The sequence below is a fragment of the Bacillus sp. SSR7 genome (genome assembly GCF_055902415.1).
Genome location: NZ_JBVVXV010000001.1, coordinates 32,526 through 49,356, shown reverse-complemented (window position 1 = coordinate 49,356; position 16,831 = coordinate 32,526). Strand labels below are relative to the sequence as shown.

Sequence of the window (16,831 nt, the reverse complement as noted above, 5' to 3'; positions counted from 1 at the left end):
ATAAAAATTCGAAAGAGCTGACTGTCATAATATATCACTCGCTTCCCGTAAAATATAATTAAATTGTATAATATTACATTAAAAATTAACATATAAAAATTCAGACTTTTTACGAAAGGAGGATGTGATGAATTCATTAATTGGAATTATTTTTCTTCTTATATCTTTTAATACAATCATTTTCTTAATAGCAAAGCAGTATAAACGAATATGGAAAATATCCAGTGGCATTTTCATACTTTCTTCTCCCGTTGTTTTCTTTTCCACTTTGCACGTTATTGGTGAAAAAGTAGGAGATGAATTCGCTGGAGGCTTTGCTTGCCTTACCTTTACTGGTCTATTAATTTTGAATGCAATTTTTTTATTTATTATAAGTATTTTTGTATCTTCCATTAGAAAATCATAATCCCTCCCTTTTTCAAAATGTAAAGAGCTTACTTTGCAGTAAGCTCTTTATTCATCACTATTTATTTTACAATTGGTAATATCACTTCACTTAATTTTACTGTAAGCTTCGTGCCCGCTTTCGGTCTAATTGTATAATCATAGTCGCTAGCAATTAAAACGACCCCTATTTGATGACCAGCTTTAAATACATAATCATCCGGTTGCATGTCCCATGTAAATGTATAATCTTTGCCTGGTTGAAGTGCTGTTGAATTTTTTATACTATTTAAGTTTTGAGGATCCATCCAACCTCTCGTAACGATTTCAGGTTTCACTCCGCCGTAATCAACAAGTAATGCTGTTAAATTTGATACAGAGCGATCAATATTGCCTTTAAATGAAATCTTCGGTGTACCGCTAATACGCATATCTTTTTGCAGCACAGGCATTGTGTACACTAATCGATTTGCTACCTCTAGCTCCGGTTTTTCTACTAATTGATTTGACTTTATTTTTGCGTCATCAACGAATGAGAAAACTTTATTAATAGATCCCATACCTAATGGTAAATTGACTGCTTTATTACTTAAATACATACGAATTTTTGACGGTACAGCAGCTGGATCTGGCCAGTTTTCTAATTTTTGCCATGTTTTATTTTCACGTTGTACATCAACCATTGGTTCATTCATAATGCCATTTTCAATTCCATACAACCAATAATCGAACCATTTATTTTGTGTTTTTTGCCAGTCATTACTTGACGTACCACCATGTCCACCTTGATGTAACCACATTTTACGAGGTACATTATTTTCTCCAAGCGCATCCCACCATTGCGCGAACTGCTTCGTTTTTACGTTCCAATCGTTTAAACCATGAACGACGAATACGCTTGCTTTTATATTTTTAGCATCTTTAATATAGTTTCGTTTATCCCAAAAATCATTATAATCACCAGTTTTCCGGTCTTGTCCAGCAGTGAGTTCTTTAATTATGGGAGCACAAACTTCTGGATTCTTTCTTGTTAGCACTGCTTCTGCCATATTATCTGTATCTTCCCCTTGATATCCACCTGGAGCAATGACTGCACCATTTGCGCGATAATAATCGTACCAACTACTAATCGCTGCGATTGGAATAATTGTTTTTAACCCTTCAACGCCTGTCGTTGCAACAGCATTTGGTAATGTACCATTGTAAGAAACCCCTGTCATACCTACATTTCCTGTAGACCAATCAGCCTTAACTTCCTCACCATTTTCTGTATAGGCTTTCGCACGTCCATTCACCCAATCAATGACCGATTTCGTCCCTAATATTTCTTGCTCATCCCCAGTCGTCGGACATCCATCTGATTTCCCAGTTCCAATACTTTCACCCAAAATGACTGCATAGCCTCTTGGTACATAATAATTTCCGTATGAGCCAAGATTAACAGCTCCATACGGTTTTCCTTCATATGCATACAATTCTTCATCTACATTATATACAGGAACGTCTTTTAAACCAGATCGATATGGGCTCATTTCATATATAACGGGCACTTTCACATTAGGATCTGTTTTTGGGCGCATAACTTTTACTGACACTCGGTCTTTTTTTCCATCTCGATCACTATCAACTTCTGTCTCTACAAATAAATTTTCAATAATTGCTTCATCAAGTGAGTAAATCGGTTTTGTCATCCCATTTTCTAATTCAATTTTCGTATTTGATTGTAACCCTTCTGCAACTTTCTCATTTATGTAGTTTTTTTCTTTATTGTCTGCATACGCAGTCGTACTCGAAACTCCTGATGTAATTGATAAAGATAATATCGCTGATAGTGTAGCTATTTTCTTTTTCCCCATACTCTTTCCTCCCTATATATTTCTCTTTTTACTATACAATAAAATAACAGAAAATTCAGTTTATACTTATGCAACAACTTGAGAAATTTGTAGAACACTCTTTCAAGGTTATATAATCTGACTTACTACTCTCATATAATCAAAAAAACATCGCCTAATAATAGACGATGCTTCTAATAGTATTGAATTATACATTCTTCATATCAATATAAAATCGTATTTCTCCATCTAGAGTAGATACGCCATAGTCAAAACCATGTCTTTCTAAAATACTTTTCACAATCGCTAAGCCTAGTCCTGTACCCGAATGCTCTTTACTGCGAGAAGATTCTAAGACGTAAAAAGGTTCCCAAATTTTATCGATATCCTTCATATATTCAGCATTCATACCATTTTGAATTTGAAAATATACACTTTCATTTCGATCTTCTAAAGTAATTTTTATATTTTGATTTGTTGTATATTTTATCGCATTAGAAATTAAATTTTGTAATACCATACTCATTTTATTTACATCTGCGTAAATAATTGCATCGCCAACATTATAATTCACATGCAAATCAATTTCTTTCGACTCCAGTTCAATCTTATGCTTATCTATAATACTTTGGAGTAGTGATTCAATAGAGAATTCTTCTTTTTGCAAAACATCTCTTTCCAATTTAGAAAATCGTAATAATTCTTCAATTAAATTTGATATTTGATCTGTTTGTTTAATGATTGTATCTATGTACGTACCATCATCTAGATCATCTTTTATTCCCATAGAATATGCTTTTACTAGTGCTATTGGTGTTTTTAATTCATGCGTCACATCACCCATAAATCGTTTTAAATGTTCATTACGATCTGTTAAATCTTGATGTGCTTCATGTAGTTTTTCACTCATGATATTAATACTATTAGCTAAGTCTCCTATTTCATCATTTGTTTTCACTTTTGTTTTTTTAAACTGTAAACGTGAAATATCTTCTGCGACATCACTTAATTCTTTCAGTGGTGTTGTGATTGTTTTTGACAATATCCATACAAGTACAATAATAAGAAAAATCGTAATACCTAAAATGAATAAATAAAATGAATTCAACGTTTTTATTATTTCATTTGAATGTGCAATCGAAACCCCTACCAAAAACAACATATCGTCTTTCGCAATGTATTTCACAAAAAAGCTAGATTTGATTTTCTCTTGATCATATATTTTGTTAGATTGTCCGAAGTTCTTTACTTTCATTATTTCTTCTTTTGTAATCCAAAGTTTATTAAGGGCAACTCTTTTCCTTGTAAGTTGCATACGTAACTCATCATTAATTTGATCTTCCGAATTATTAATTGACGTATACGCAATCGTAACAGTTCCTTTATTTTCAGTGCTAGAAATTGCTTCATCTAGTTGTTCGCTCGGTATGGACTGTATTTGTGCTGTAATACCTTCTAAGCTTTCTCGCGTTTTGTAAATGTTATATTTCGGTAAAAGATAGTTGATTAATAATAAAGAAATCGTAAAAATAAGAATAACGGTTAAAGAAATGCTGAGAAATAGCTTTTTTCCAAGTTTATTCACTCTGTTCCTCCAAACTATATCCTAGCCCGCGATGCGTCTTTATAATATTTTCTCCAACTTTTTTTCGTAATCTTCTTACATGGGTATCAACAGTTCGCTCTTCTCCAAAATAGTCAAATCCCCATACGATATCTAACAATTTTTTACGAGTTAAAATCATGCCTTTATGATTTAAAAAACACTTTATTAATTCTAGCTCTGTTTTTGTAATATCTAACTCTTTGTCATTTTTATAAACTTTATTTTTAGTAAAATCTATTTTCAAATCTTGAACTTGAATGACATTATCATGCTGTATAAGCTTTTTCGCCCTAGTGATTAATACGCCTGGATGAAATGGTTTTTTTACGTACTCATCTGCCCCGCTTTGAAGCGCTGCTAATTCATCTTCACTTTCACTTTTCGCCGTAAGCATTAATACTTTTACGCTTGAATTCTTTTTTATTTCCTTACAGACAGTAATGCCACTATGTTTCGGCATCATCCAATCTAAAATAGCTAAATCAATTTTCTCATCATAAAATATTTGAAGTGCTTCCTCTCCATCTTTCGCTAATAACACTTCGAAGCCTTCTTTTTCAAAATAAGCTTTTAAAATCCTTAACATATCTTGTTCATCATCTGCAATTAATACTTTCATGAATGATCCTCCATTGCTTTTAAACAAAAACCAATTGTATTATACAACTTCTTTGTTACATAAATGTGACAGAAAAATATTTGAACTTTTTAAGGGTATAGTAAAGACGAGGTGTTGTATTATGATTAAAAAAATCGGAGTCATTACTCTTCTTTGTTTCTTATTATCGACAAATGTGTTCGCAAATACAAATCAACAAATTGAAGTATTTGATTGTCAAAAAGAAATGGTCGTTCAAAAACAATCTTTAGATCCAGCTATTCAAAAAGAAGCTGTTCAATACGCTAAATCCATTACTGGTCCATTCAAAAACTTAAACGTCGTCCCAAAAGATGGTCACATGATAAAAATCCCTTTATCTAAACCAGTTTCTATTACAAATCAATGGTTACATACAACCATTGATGAAGTACTTATTCTTCTTCCACTTAATGAAAAATCTTATATTATGCTTTACGATGATGAAAATAATCCTCATTTCTATTATGTAAAAGGTGATCCGAAGGGATTATTGAAGAAAATGAATGTAAAAACATAATTGAATAAAAAAGAGATCTCATAAGCTTATCTTTAGAAACTGAGGTTTCTTTTTTATACCATCATTTCGGTAAATGAAATTAAAATTCCATTTTACGAATATTGGAACTCGAGACTAACAAAATATTGTTTTGACAGCCTTTTCTATAATACTTTATAGTGACTAGATCCTATATATAATTCCCCTTTCACAAATCCATTTGCAGTATAAAATGCATCGCCTTGCTTTGTATCTGTATGTAAAAGAACTATTTTAAAATTCTTTTCCGCATAAGATAATAGTTGGTTTAATAACAACTTCCCTAGACCTATACGACGATAGTCCTTTGAAATATAAAATCTCCTTAATCGGCCAATCTTATTATTTTCTGTATAAGGATCCTCATTCAACCCTCCTATTCCAATTAACTTTTCCCCTTGAAAAATACCATATAAACATTCACCAGTTTTATTAAATGTGTTTATTTTATTTTCATATTCACTTATTAGTTTTATTAGGAAATTAAATCCTTCTTCTTTGCTTTCCTGAACAAGGTAATTGTGTTCGTATATCATTAAATCTTCAATTTGTTGAATATGTATATCTTTCAAATAAATTCCCCCTTAATATGAAAATACATAAAAATGCTCAAGAATTATTTATTCTGAGCATTTTTATGATTGTTATCTTATTCAATTCGTAGTATGTGTATTCTTCACTTCAGATGTAAATCGATAATATAGTTGTCTAAGTCTTATTGAACTAAAGCAGCTGTTTGCTTAAATAAATACTCTTACATTTATAGTGTCTCTCAAAAATAATATCAGTTTATAAATTCACCATTCTACTCTAACATGTTCAAGTTAAGTTATAATTTGTTAATCTATATGTTTGTATAACCACTGTTCAAATACCTTTAACTGTTCCTCATTATGAAAATAATGTTCACCTATCTCCACGACCTCTAATTCACAACGATGCTTTTTTGTAAAATAGTCTATAGTTTCAAATTCACACAGTTCATCCTTAGCTCCATACATAATATATGTATCTGTATTCCATGTACTAATAGGATTCTCTTTTACATAGCATAAATAATCCCAATATAACTTTTGACCAATCGGTGTCTCTATAATCATTTCTTTTTGCAAAAGCTCTGATGTTACATTAAACCATTTCATCATATTTTCGATAACTCGTTCCATATTAACTACTGGTGATAAAAATAACGCCTTTTCTATCATATCATTTTGATAAGCTAAAAGGCTAAAATACGCACCTATACTACATGCAAACACACTTATTTCTTTCCAATGTTCTTCTGCATAATTCATAATTATAGATAATTCCCTAACACAAAACTGTACTTTGCAAGGAGTATCATCATTTTTTCTTTCTCCATGCTCAGGTAAATCAAAGCTTAATACTTGATAACCTTTTTGATTAGCTTCTTCAGCTAGTATTTGAATAACTGTATCTTCCTTATTTGACATATTTCCATGTACTGCAATAAAAATCTTCTCACTCTTATCTCCCCATAAAACTACAGGAATATTACTAATTTTAAAATTATTTTTAAGCATATTCCCTCCATAGAATAAGACATATAGAACTTGGTAAAAAACGCACACACTACATAATCCAAATCAAACTATTACTAATTTATCACAAATGAATTATACTATCTCTAATTCTTTATTACAGAGTCTACTTTGTATTTAACATCTTTCTTTTTTCCATTTCTTCAGAAGCCAAAAGTACTTTTTGGGGTTCCCTATTGAGCTAATCTATTCCGTTAGTGGAAAGAGGATTTTTAAACACATTTATTATCTCTGCACAGCAGATAATATCCCCTTCAACTCCATTAAATCATCTATTACTATATCCGCCTGAACAAGTTCATCTTCTTGTGCAAAATCAAAATTACAACCAACTGCAATCAAACCATTCTCTTTTGCTGCATTTATATCAGATAAACGATCCCCGACTACCGCTGCTTCTTTTATATCATATTTGTTTAAAATACTTTTTACTAAGTCGCTTTTATTAAGCGAGTTTATTTGTTCAATACTAAATGTTTCAGTAACCCATTGGTCTAAAGCATAATAAGATACGATTGCTCGTAAATATCCAGTTAAACCATTACTTGCAATATAAATGGAACAATTATTTTCTTTTATATATGTAAAAATCTCTTTTACATTCGGATATAAAGCACCTTTTCCACTCTTAATGTTTTCAATTAATCTTTCTAAAAAATATGCATCTGTTTGTTCTCTTACTTCAAGAGAATGATTCGGTAGTAACGCTTCCCAAACTTTCGGTAACGGCACGCCCATAATTTCACGGTACTTATCAATAGGTGTTACCGTATCCCATAATTGTAATGAACGTAAATAATCAAAAGTATCATCTAACGATAATTCTAAAATTTTATCTGTTTGAAATAACGTTCCGTCCATATCAAAAATTAATGCTTGTAACATTTCATTCTCTCCTTTTGAATTATAATACAGTTTTACTTGATATATTTTTAAGCATCTCAACGATAATTTCTGAACAATAGTTTGCGGCCGTTTTCGCGAAGTCATCATAAGAAATTTGTGCTTCATCGTCTGCACTGTCAGAAATACATCGTATTACGAGAAACGGTACTTCATTTATGTAGGCAACATGTCCAATTGCTGCACCTTCCATTTCTGTACAATGCGGTGCATATTCGTCTATTAATTTCGCTTTTAGTTTTGAATCTTCAACAAAACATTCACCACTTACAATTCTTCCTTCATGAACCTCTATGTCTAAATTACTACTATTGCATGCAATACGTGCTAACTCCATTAATTTCTTACTTGCGTAAAACTCCTCTTGGAACGGGAATAAGTTTTTCATTTGAGTCTTACTTACATCATGATGAGTTACATTCGTTGAAATAACTATATCGCCAACTTTTATATCTGGGTGTAATCCGCCAGCAACACCGGTATTTATGATAGCATCTACATCAAATTTATGAACTAACGTTTGCGTACATGCGGCTGCATTAACTTTCCCTACACCACATCTTGTAACAATTATTTCTGTTTCCATGAATTCACCAATGTAAAAAGGCATTCCCGCAATTGTTTGTTCCTCTTGTATAACTAATTTTTCTAAAAGTAAGTCTATTTCAATTTGCATTGCTCCAATAATGCCGATTTTATTCATGAATATAGTCTCCTTTTTCACTTATAGGCCTGCCAATATATTATGTAATGCACCGTAATTTTCAGCTATCCAATTCATTTCATTCGCAAAACGTGAAGGTGGTACACTATGCTGATCCATATTGGCATGAATCCACCAAGTACTCTCCATGTACCAAAGCATTTGAATTGCCCGAACAATATTCCCTACTGGAAAGTCTAATTCATTGCGGTACCCTTCTAAAAATGATGCAACAAGACTCTTATTTAAATCCCCATCATGTAAGGCACAAGATATAACCGCACGCCCAATATCGAATTCTACATAATCATAATCCATACGATCAAAATCTAGAATTGCTGAGACTTTATCGTTATGAAATAAGAAATTATCTACCCATAGATCGCGGTGCACCCATCCCTTATTACTATTATAAAATTGATCTATATTTACTAATTGTGTTGCTTCTTGCTGTAATTTTATATGGGAGAGAATATGTTCTTTTCCTAGCTTCTCTGCTTCTCTCCTTTTCTCTTCCCAATGTGTTAACCTTTCCTCTTTAGTAGGCGGAACAAATTTAGGGACTCCTCCTTCTATTAAAGTTCCGTCATTTAATAATTTATGCATATGACCTATTGTCTGACCAAGAGAGTGGATTTTCTTTTCATTCACCTTTCCCGGTGAGACTAGATTACCTTCTTTATGTTCTAATACTATAAATCTTTCATCACTCTTTGATATATGCATTACATTATTTTTATAGGTTAACAACTTTGGACACCTTACACCATTATTATGTAATCTTTGCTGTTGTTGTAATGCTTGCAATAACGTCAATGGGTTATATAACTTATATCGTTCTTTATTATATTGCTTTAATACAAAGTTCCCTACATCCGTTTCGAGTTTCCACTTCAAGTTTAACCAACCACGATGAATTGGAATTACTTTTTGTATTTTAAACTCAAATAAAGATTCGCACTCTACTTGCAGCTCTTGTAATATCATTTTAGCTTTTTCATTAGATAACGGCTCTATCATCTTTTTTATCCTTTCTTAAGTTGCTGTTCCTTTCATTCTCTCTACCAAAACTGAAATTAAAAATTTCGGAAGTACAAGTTGTCTCTTAAATCTTTTCGGCTGCGAAAGTAACCTATACAGCCATTCAGTTCCAGTATCCCTCATAATTTTTGGTGCTCTTTTTACTGTACCAGATAATATATCGATCATACCTCCAATACCAATAGATAGTGGAACGTTTAATGTTTGTATGTTTTCATAGATGAATTCTTCTTGTTTTGGTGAACCTAGTCCTACTAGTAGTAAGTGCGGCTTGAATTGCTTAATTTTCACTTTCACTTCTTCTATTTCTTCGCCATTTACAAATCCATGCTTTCCTTTAAACTGTGCTCCCGGGAACTGCTCATTTAATTTTTTTAGTGCCTTTTTATTACTTTCTGGCGCAGCTCCAAAAAGAAAGACACGATATTCATTGTCATTACAATATTTTATTAAATCGTGAGTGATATCTGCCCCAGTAACACGTTCTTTCAAAGTTCCTTTTAATATTTTTGAGCCTATTATGACGCCAATCCCATCCGCTGTTATTAAATCTGCAGAAAGTAACATCTTTTTAAACTGTTTTGATTTAGCCGTGCTTTCCTTTGCAGACATAACAATTTCAGGATTTGCAGTTACTACAAATCTTGGTTTCTCTTGTTGTTCATGTAGCCAACGTTTTAATAAACTTATAGCTTTTTCATATTCTAAAGTTGAAAAAGGTATCCCCTTTATAAGTTGGTTATCCACTATACTCTCCCCTTACATCAGTTGCAAATATTCATCAACATCTTTAGAAATTTGTTTAAAAGCTTTATCCCAGAATACATAGCTTGTTATATCGATTTCAAAATGTTTTTTCATAAGCTCTTCCACTGGAGCTTTTCCTGTTTCTCGTAAAAACTCCTTATATTTCGAATGAAAAGTACTCTTACTTTCTTTAGCTATTTCTAATAAACTAAAACTAGCTAAATACCCAAATGTGTATGGATAATTATAAAAAGGAACATCTGCAATATAAAATTGAATGTATTTCATCCACACAAAGGGCTGATATTTTGATAACGCATTCCCATATGCTTTTTCTTGCGCTACTATAGATAATGTCTCTATTTCATCAGCACTTAATGGACCTTCTTTACATTTCTCGTAAAAGTTCTTCTCAAATTCGTACGATGCTCGAATTGCCATTACATAATTAAAACAGTTTCTTATTTTCCAACTAAGCAATGACTTTTTCATATCTATACTATCTGTTGTTTGAATTAGATAATTTATAAGCACCGTTTCAAAGAAAATAGATGCTGATTCAGCTGTACTCATTGGCAAATAATCATCTAAAAAAGAAGAGGATTGTTCAAAACTCATATTATAAAAATGCCAAGCATGTCCTAGTTCGTGGGCAAGTACTCTTACACTATCAATACTTCCGTCGTAACGCATTGAGATTCGAGATTCTTTTTCACTGAAAAAAGGAGCACAAAAGCCACCTGGTGCTTTACTGTCACTTGGCTCCGCATCTACCCATCCATTTACAATTGCATCCCGTGCAAACTCTGCTAATTCTTCATCTATATTTTTAAATGCATCGTATATGTTTTGTATTGCTACTGAAAAAGGAATAATAGCCTCATTATTTTCCTTTACTGTCATAAGTTCATGCCACGTCATCGAAGCTTTCCCTTTCTTATACACGTTTAAAGCATTTACTAATTTATCAAGATTTTCTTCTGTCGTATTCCACATTTGCAATAATACAGTTTCAGAAATACCATTTGAATGTAGAGATTGGGTTAAAATCTCTCTATCTACTAATCCATTACTCTTTGTATTACGCAATCTCCCTATTTGATTCAATACAGTAGCAAAAATTTCTTTTTCCTTATGTAAGGCATTTGTTAATAACTCGAATACTTCTAATCTTTCCTTTTCATTATCACTATTCATTGCAATATGATTTGCTTGTCCAAATGATAATTGCTTATTATTGTACTCAATTTCTATCTTATTTCTTAATTGTATGTACATATTTTCCCATGCATTTAGTTCATCCTTCATTAACCGAGTATTAATATTATTAGCGGTTTCCACTTCACTTTGTTGTATTACCTGCTGTACTTCGCTTTTTAGTTCCTTTACCTTCACAGTCAATCTAGTATTGTCAGATGAAACACTTTCTTCAGCCGATCGACAATACAAATAGTATTCTGCTTTTTCAATAGCTTGTATAAGTTTTGAAAGAATCTCTACATTTTTTGTCACATAATATTGTTCTTTCAACCCCAGTATTGGAGTTAGAATATCCTCAATTGGATACAATCGATCTAAATCCCACCTAGCAATTTCGTGCATTTTTATAGCCGCCTCCTATTTTTACAAATAGTTACAGATATTTCTCCCTACACAATTATATATGAAATAGAAAAATTTTAATATCTTTAAATATTTAGATTTCCACAAACTCATTCTTATTTATATTCTTTTCTTCTGCTACTGAAACGCATATAAAATAAACATATGAATGCTACGGCTACTGGAATCAGTACTACTCCTCCAATAAAAGGGTAAACAACTACGCAACATGTAAAAGCTACTATAGAAAAAATTTTGCCTAACCTATTCTTTATTAATTTCATTCCAGCCGCAGTACCGACAATGTATGTAACAATCCCTAACGAATTCGGTATTAAAACAATTTTATCTATGCTAATATGGAAAACGAAACTTATTAGCAAACCAATTATTGCAATACAACCTACAACTTTTATTGCATTTGTTGGCGTTTTTCTTTTTATATTAATATGTGCTAAATAACGTGGCGCAACTTTTTCCTCCCCTAATGAATAACCTAAACGTCCCATACTTGCAATAAATGCATTTGTTGTCCCTAAACAAATAATAAAAGCTACAAATCCGGTTATCCATCCAAATTGGTCGCCTAAAGTTTGCTTGATTACAAGCACTAAAGCTGTAGTATTATCAGTGTTTATATGATAGGATTTCGTTCCAATTACTGATAATGCAATACCAATATATAAAAATCCAATAATAACAATTGCAAATCCTGTAGACAAAATAATATTTCTTTTCCTAGGTGTTTTAAATTCTGGAGCTAAACTTGCAATAGCTTCCCACCCAAAAAACGACCAAAAAATTAATAATGATGCATCTATAATTGGATTTATTTCTAGCATAGAAATATGTATATTTATATGTTTCATTTCAATATAAGGAAGTGAACTTATAATTGTTATGATTAAAATAAAGGAAGTTAATACACCTATACATACTTGAAACAATCCACTCATTTTTAACCCGTATAAATTGAAGCCAATTGAAATACTTAAAATAATTAGCGCTATAACGTATGAAAAATATGATGGTAAAGCAAATACTTTCACTATATACATGCCACCGGTCAATGATACAACGATTTGTCCAACGCTACCCGCTATAAAAAAAGACCAACCTATAATGGCACCTATATTTTTGCCAAAAGCTTTTTCTGAAAAAGTAGCAATTCCACCTGCACTTGGATACTCAATTGATAAAAAAGCAAATGTGAATGCAAGTGGAATACTAAGTGATATCATAGCAAGCCAAGAAACAATGGCATTCCCTTCTGCTACACTTGCTGTCATACCAGGTAATATAAGAACTCCTGACCCTAAAACCGCTCCGACATATAAAGCTGTTCCCTTTTTAATTGAAATTGTTTCATTAAAATGATTAGACATTACATGCACCCCCATTTATATTTTAATTATAGAAAGTTATCAGTCTATTCAACATTAAAAAGTGCATGTAATCTGGCATTATATTTTATATTATGTATTTATTTCGGAATTTTACTTTCACATTTGTAAAGGAGCATAATTCATGGATGAAATCGATAAGAAAATAACCCTATTATTACAAGAGGATGCCAGAATGACAATTACAGAAATGACTGAGCATCTACACCTCAGCCGTCCTAGTGTCACAGAAAGACTAAAAAGGTTACAAGATGCAGGGATAATTGAAAAGTATACTGCTCGGATCTCTCTAGATGTCATTGGAAAATCACTTCAAGCATTTTTAAGAATCGAAAATTTAAAAATTCCATGCAAAAAATTTGAGGAGAAAATATACGAAGAACATAGAATACTTGAATGTCATCGAGTAACAGGTGAAAGTAGCTATTACTTAAAAGTAGCAGTTCACTCTATGAAGGAATTAGAGGAATTAATTGATATTGTTATACAATTTGGTACAGTCAAAACTTCGATGATTTTATCTTCACCAATACCATATCGACCTGTAATTATAGAATAGCAATAAAAGAGGTTATCCAAAAAGTATAAAATACTCTACTCTTTTGGATAACCCTTTACAATTTATAAGAACTTTTAACTAAACTTCTTTATAAATCCATTTTATTTTCAGCTGATATTTTAAAATACTTCGCAGATAATTTATAAGAGCGATTTTCATTATAAAAGTTACCTAATTCATAGGATAATTCAGCAACTAAACGATGTTGTTTTTTTTCTACTCCCACTTCAATTGCCTTTTGCATATTTTTCTCATATTCATAATAATCCCCACGTATTTTGAAGACTTTAGCTTTCAAACCATATAGTTGAACATGTGCAATTGGTACATCATAAATTGATAAAAAATGAAATGCTTCATTCATAACCTTATTAACATTTTTCCAATCTTTAAGTTCTATGTACATCTCTAACATGTTTCGTAATGCATATACCTTTTGATCTTTCTCCGATAAAAATTCACTTAATTCCAAAGTTTCTTCATAGTATTTAATGGCATTCGCATAGTCTTTCAAACCTTGATAAATTTTGCCGTAATCATAAGAAATTATAGGTAAATACTTTGAATCACCATTAATAGCCAAACTATTTTCTACTTGTTGTAAACTTTCAAGTGCCTTTTCATATAATTCATCCATAATATACAATATTACAAGCATTAAAAGTGTATTTACTACGTTCTTCTGCATACCATTTTTTCTGTATATGTTGTAAGCTTTTAAGGCATACAAACGACTAATACTTTTATCTTTATAAAGCTCCTTATATACATGACATAAATTATAGTATATATGACCATGTTGTTCAGTTTCTTCTGCACCCAGTAAACTCTCAGCCTGTACATATATATCATGAGCAGCACTGTAGTCTTGTTTATTATAAAAATATAAACCTCGAGCTTTTAAATAATAAATATAATCTTCAGGATCTTCTATTTCAACCTGACTTGGTATCATTTGCGAAGCTTGAACTAGAAGCGACTTCACATATAACATATTTTTTTGCCGGGCATGATAGTATATAAGTACACCATATACCTTTAGTAATAAAGGGATTGAATCTACTTCACGAACGTAGAATTCTAACAAAGATAAGTCAGCTTCTGTAATACTTTTATCTTTTTTATATTTATTACATACTTTAAAAATAGTAATCTTTATTTCCTCATAATTTCCATTTATAAGATAATCGCTATCTACATCTAACTTCTTAGAAACTTTTTTTATAAAAGAAGATGACGGTTTTATTTTTCCACTTTCTATTCTACTTAAATATGTTATTGAACATATTCCTGATACGAGCTCCCCCTGTGTTAATCCTTTATGCATTCGAACATGGCGAATACGTTCCCCTATTTCCATCTTTCTACTCTCCCTGCTTAACCATTTCTTACTTTTTACCAAATCAGCCATTATGTATTGCTTAATCTTTCATATTAAGAAAATGTATAATTTCACAAATGTAAAAAAATGTATCACACATTGTAATTTTACATTCATACTATGATTATTTCTAGATGGCTTGTTAAATTTTATGGTTAAAATTTGGGTTTTTCGTCCATTTTTTTCATGAGATTTTACTACTTGTTATTAACAAAGACAGAGTCATATACTTGAATTACGATAAACTTAATGAAAAGGATTTAACTACATGTAAACTATTATTATTCATTTAAGATAGTTATAGTTCATTACATTTATCTAGTAGATAGAAGATATCTATTGTAAACAAGAAAATCAAATAAATTTAATAGATGGATTATCAATATCAAATCCTAGAAATTAGTTTGTCGAATTATTTAATAAATACGAAAGGATGATACACATGTTTGTAAGACTTAAAGATGCATCTTCACGAAAAATAGTAAGATATGTTGGAGGCGCTGCTTTACTTTTAATATTCGCTTCTTTCATTTTTCAGTGGAAAAACGACTTAGTAATTGATCAAACTGAACGATTCGGCTTTGGACTAGCGATTATCACTTTCCTATCTACCTTCTTACCTTTTAAAGAGAAAGTTAATAAATAATTACATATAAAGTGAAACTTTAATCAGTGGGGGGTTTGTTCATCCCCCACCTAACTTCTTTGCTTCCGCTGAATTTTGAGGTGGGGGTCTTACTGCCCGTTAAAGCGGGATAAATTAGATTAAAAAAGGATTGATCAAATGATCAATCCTTTACTCTACTTCATTTAAGAAAAACAACGTTATAACGCCAGGTCCTGTATGTGCTCCGATTGCTGCACCAATTGTATTTACGATAAATACTTCACAGCCAAATCTTTCTGTAATTAATGCTTTTAATGCTTCAGCTGTTTCTAAATCGTCACCGTGAGTTATACCGATTGTTTGACCTTTAAGTTCTTTTCCACGCTCTTCCATTATATCGACAATTCGGCCAAGTACTTTCTTTTTCCCTCTTACCTTTTCAAGTGGTACAAGTTTTCCTTCTTCCACGTTTAAGATCGGTTTAATGTTTAGTAAACCACCGATAAATCCTGCGACTTTACTTAAACGTCCACCTCTCACTAAGTACTGTAAATCAGCTACAGTGAAGATATGTTCCATATGGTTCATTAGAAAATCAACACGCTTTAAAATATCTTCTTTTGATGCACCGTTTTTCGCCATTTTAGCAGCTTCTAATACGACAAGCCCTTGACCGAGCGAGGCACATTTCGTATCGATAATTTCTAAATCTAAGTTAGCATATGTTTCTTTTACTTCCTCTTTAATGAGAACTGATGATTGATATGTACCAGACAGTTCAGATGAAAAAGCTAAATATATACAAGGATTACCTTCTTTTGCATAAGAAACAAATTTTTCCTGGAAAGTTTCAAGTGAAGGCAATGACGTTCTATAAACAGCGCCTTCTCTCATATTTTGCAATAATGTAACTGACTCTAATGTAACTCCATCTAAATACTCTGTTTCTGCTTCATCATAAACACGGAGTGGAATTAAATCAATATCATATGCTTGCAGCAATTCTACCGGTAAATCCGCCGCACTATCCGTAATGATTTTAACACCCATTTTTAAACCTCTATTCTGTTATAAATATAAAAAATATAAAATAAAAATAGTACTTTTAAATTATATACGTAAAACTTAAATGAAGAAAGGAAAACACTTTATATTGTATGCACTATTCTTCAAAACTTGAACTGTTAATGAAAATGATTCTATTTTAAACACCTTTTTCTTATTATTTTTCTAAAACACGAATAATTTTATAAGTATTTTGTATCATTATATTTTAATTCTTTATCTTAATATAATCTTTTCAAATTCATACCGTTTAAAATG

At 31.4% G+C, this 16,831-nt stretch carries 15 protein-coding genes and 1 pseudogene; 4 read left to right on the top strand and 12 right to left on the bottom strand.

The features are described 5' to 3' along the window. The first annotated feature begins 127 nt into the window (after nt 1–127). Nucleotides 128–406 carry a hypothetical protein gene (locus tag AC0NJG_RS00290; RefSeq protein WP_087953415.1) on the top strand — a complete coding sequence of 93 codons (279 nt, stop codon included), beginning with the start codon at nt 128–130 and terminating at the stop codon, nt 404–406. A gap of 61 nt (nt 407–467) precedes the next feature. Here the strand turns inward: AC0NJG_RS00290 and AC0NJG_RS00285 are convergent, their stop codons facing one another. The 3 genes from AC0NJG_RS00285 to AC0NJG_RS00275 form a co-directional block, all read right to left on the bottom strand. Further along, nucleotides 468–2,240: a Xaa-Pro dipeptidyl-peptidase gene (locus tag AC0NJG_RS00285; protein ID WP_474062737.1), complete on the bottom strand. Its 1,773-nt coding sequence runs from the start codon at nt 2,238–2,240 to the stop codon at nt 468–470. 187 nt (nt 2,241–2,427) lie between these two features. Beyond that, complete coding sequence (locus AC0NJG_RS00280; protein ID WP_308899846.1) at nt 2,428–3,804, bottom strand: sensor histidine kinase; 1,377 nt, start codon at nt 3,802–3,804, stop codon at nt 2,428–2,430. After that, nucleotides 3,797–4,444, bottom strand: coding sequence for a response regulator transcription factor (locus AC0NJG_RS00275; RefSeq protein WP_173601590.1), 648 nt, complete (start codon nt 4,442–4,444; stop codon nt 3,797–3,799). The genes AC0NJG_RS00280 and AC0NJG_RS00275 overlap by 8 nt, the downstream gene beginning before the upstream one ends. 121 nt (nt 4,445–4,565) lie before the next feature. Between AC0NJG_RS00275 and AC0NJG_RS00270 the strand changes: the two genes are divergently transcribed. Beyond that, the gene (locus AC0NJG_RS00270; RefSeq protein ID WP_143881219.1) at nt 4,566–4,982 is read left to right on the top strand and encodes a hypothetical protein; all 417 of its coding nucleotides are present in this window, start codon (nt 4,566–4,568) and stop codon (nt 4,980–4,982) included. A 143-nt stretch (nt 4,983–5,125) separates the two neighbouring features. Here the strand turns inward: AC0NJG_RS00270 and AC0NJG_RS00265 are convergent, their stop codons facing one another. The 7 genes and pseudogenes from AC0NJG_RS00265 to AC0NJG_RS00235 form a co-directional block, all read right to left on the bottom strand. Next, nucleotides 5,126–5,572: a GNAT family N-acetyltransferase gene (locus AC0NJG_RS00265; protein WP_143881220.1), complete on the bottom strand. Its 447-nt coding sequence runs from the start codon at nt 5,570–5,572 to the stop codon at nt 5,126–5,128. A 267-nt stretch (nt 5,573–5,839) separates the two neighbouring features. Next, entirely contained in the window at nt 5,840–6,544 is a 705-nt protein-coding gene (locus tag AC0NJG_RS00260) for an alpha/beta hydrolase (protein WP_087953409.1), read from the bottom strand. Nucleotides 6,545–6,787: 243 nt separating this feature from the next. Next, nucleotides 6,788–8,168: pseudogene (locus AC0NJG_RS00255) on the bottom strand (5'-methylthioadenosine/adenosylhomocysteine nucleosidase). A 21-nt stretch (nt 8,169–8,189) separates the two neighbouring features. Beyond that, nucleotides 8,190–9,188, bottom strand: coding sequence for a phosphotransferase (locus AC0NJG_RS00250; protein WP_087953408.1), 999 nt, complete (start codon nt 9,186–9,188; stop codon nt 8,190–8,192). Between the two features lie 15 nt (nt 9,189–9,203). After that, on the bottom strand, nt 9,204–9,956 hold the full coding sequence (locus tag AC0NJG_RS00245) for a WecB/TagA/CpsF family glycosyltransferase (protein ID WP_087953407.1): 753 nt from the start codon (nt 9,954–9,956) through the stop codon (nt 9,204–9,206). A 12-nt stretch (nt 9,957–9,968) separates the two neighbouring features. Beyond that, on the bottom strand, nt 9,969–11,558 hold the full coding sequence (locus AC0NJG_RS00240; protein ID WP_173601585.1) for a M3 family metallopeptidase: 1,590 nt from the start codon (nt 11,556–11,558) through the stop codon (nt 9,969–9,971). Between the two features lie 116 nt (nt 11,559–11,674). Beyond that, complete coding sequence (locus AC0NJG_RS00235; protein WP_474062736.1) at nt 11,675–12,943, bottom strand: APC family permease; 1,269 nt, start codon at nt 12,941–12,943, stop codon at nt 11,675–11,677. Nucleotides 12,944–13,085: 142 nt separating this feature from the next. Between AC0NJG_RS00235 and AC0NJG_RS00230 the strand changes: the two genes are divergently transcribed. Beyond that, nucleotides 13,086–13,520, top strand: a complete 435-nt coding sequence (locus AC0NJG_RS00230; RefSeq protein WP_087953404.1) for an Lrp/AsnC family transcriptional regulator — start codon at nt 13,086–13,088, stop codon at nt 13,518–13,520. 88 nt (nt 13,521–13,608) lie between these two features. Here AC0NJG_RS00230 and AC0NJG_RS00225 read toward each other — a convergent pair whose 3' ends face one another. Next, nucleotides 13,609–14,880 carry a helix-turn-helix domain-containing protein gene (locus tag AC0NJG_RS00225; RefSeq protein ID WP_087953403.1) on the bottom strand — a complete coding sequence of 424 codons (1,272 nt, stop codon included), beginning with the start codon at nt 14,878–14,880 and terminating at the stop codon, nt 13,609–13,611. A gap of 463 nt (nt 14,881–15,343) precedes the next feature. Between AC0NJG_RS00225 and AC0NJG_RS00220 the strand changes: the two genes are divergently transcribed. Beyond that, on the top strand, nt 15,344–15,547 hold the full coding sequence (locus AC0NJG_RS00220; RefSeq protein ID WP_000498065.1) for a hypothetical protein: 204 nt from the start codon (nt 15,344–15,346) through the stop codon (nt 15,545–15,547). Between the two features lie 150 nt (nt 15,548–15,697). Here the strand turns inward: AC0NJG_RS00220 and AC0NJG_RS00215 are convergent, their stop codons facing one another. Continuing rightward, nucleotides 15,698–16,558, bottom strand: coding sequence for a DegV family protein (locus tag AC0NJG_RS00215; RefSeq protein ID WP_087953402.1), 861 nt, complete (start codon nt 16,556–16,558; stop codon nt 15,698–15,700). Nucleotides 16,559–16,831 lie beyond the last annotated feature (273 nt).

Coding starts and splice junctions, on each gene's coding strand:
- AC0NJG_RS00290 (WP_087953415.1), top strand. CDS start 128: ATGAATTCATTAATTGGAATTATTTTTCTTCTTATATCTTTTAATACA.
- AC0NJG_RS00285 (WP_474062737.1), bottom strand. CDS start 2,240: ATGGGGAAAAAGAAAATAGCTACACTATCAGCGATATTATCTTTATCA.
- AC0NJG_RS00275 (WP_173601590.1), bottom strand. CDS start 4,444: ATGAAAGTATTAATTGCAGATGATGAACAAGATATGTTAAGGATTTTA.
- AC0NJG_RS00270 (WP_143881219.1), top strand. CDS start 4,566: ATGATTAAAAAAATCGGAGTCATTACTCTTCTTTGTTTCTTATTATCG.
- AC0NJG_RS00260 (WP_087953409.1), bottom strand. CDS start 6,544: ATGCTTAAAAATAATTTTAAAATTAGTAATATTCCTGTAGTTTTATGG.
- AC0NJG_RS00250 (WP_087953408.1), bottom strand. CDS start 9,188: ATGATAGAGCCGTTATCTAATGAAAAAGCTAAAATGATATTACAAGAG.
- AC0NJG_RS00240 (WP_173601585.1), bottom strand. CDS start 11,558: ATGCACGAAATTGCTAGGTGGGATTTAGATCGATTGTATCCAATTGAG.
- AC0NJG_RS00235 (WP_474062736.1), bottom strand. CDS start 12,943: ATGTCTAATCATTTTAATGAAACAATTTCAATTAAAAAGGGAACAGCT.
- AC0NJG_RS00230 (WP_087953404.1), top strand. CDS start 13,086: ATGGATGAAATCGATAAGAAAATAACCCTATTATTACAAGAGGATGCC.
- AC0NJG_RS00225 (WP_087953403.1), bottom strand. CDS start 14,880: ATGGAAATAGGGGAACGTATTCGCCATGTTCGAATGCATAAAGGATTA.
- AC0NJG_RS00220 (WP_000498065.1), top strand. CDS start 15,344: ATGTTTGTAAGACTTAAAGATGCATCTTCACGAAAAATAGTAAGATAT.
- AC0NJG_RS00215 (WP_087953402.1), bottom strand. CDS start 16,558: ATGGGTGTTAAAATCATTACGGATAGTGCGGCGGATTTACCGGTAGAA.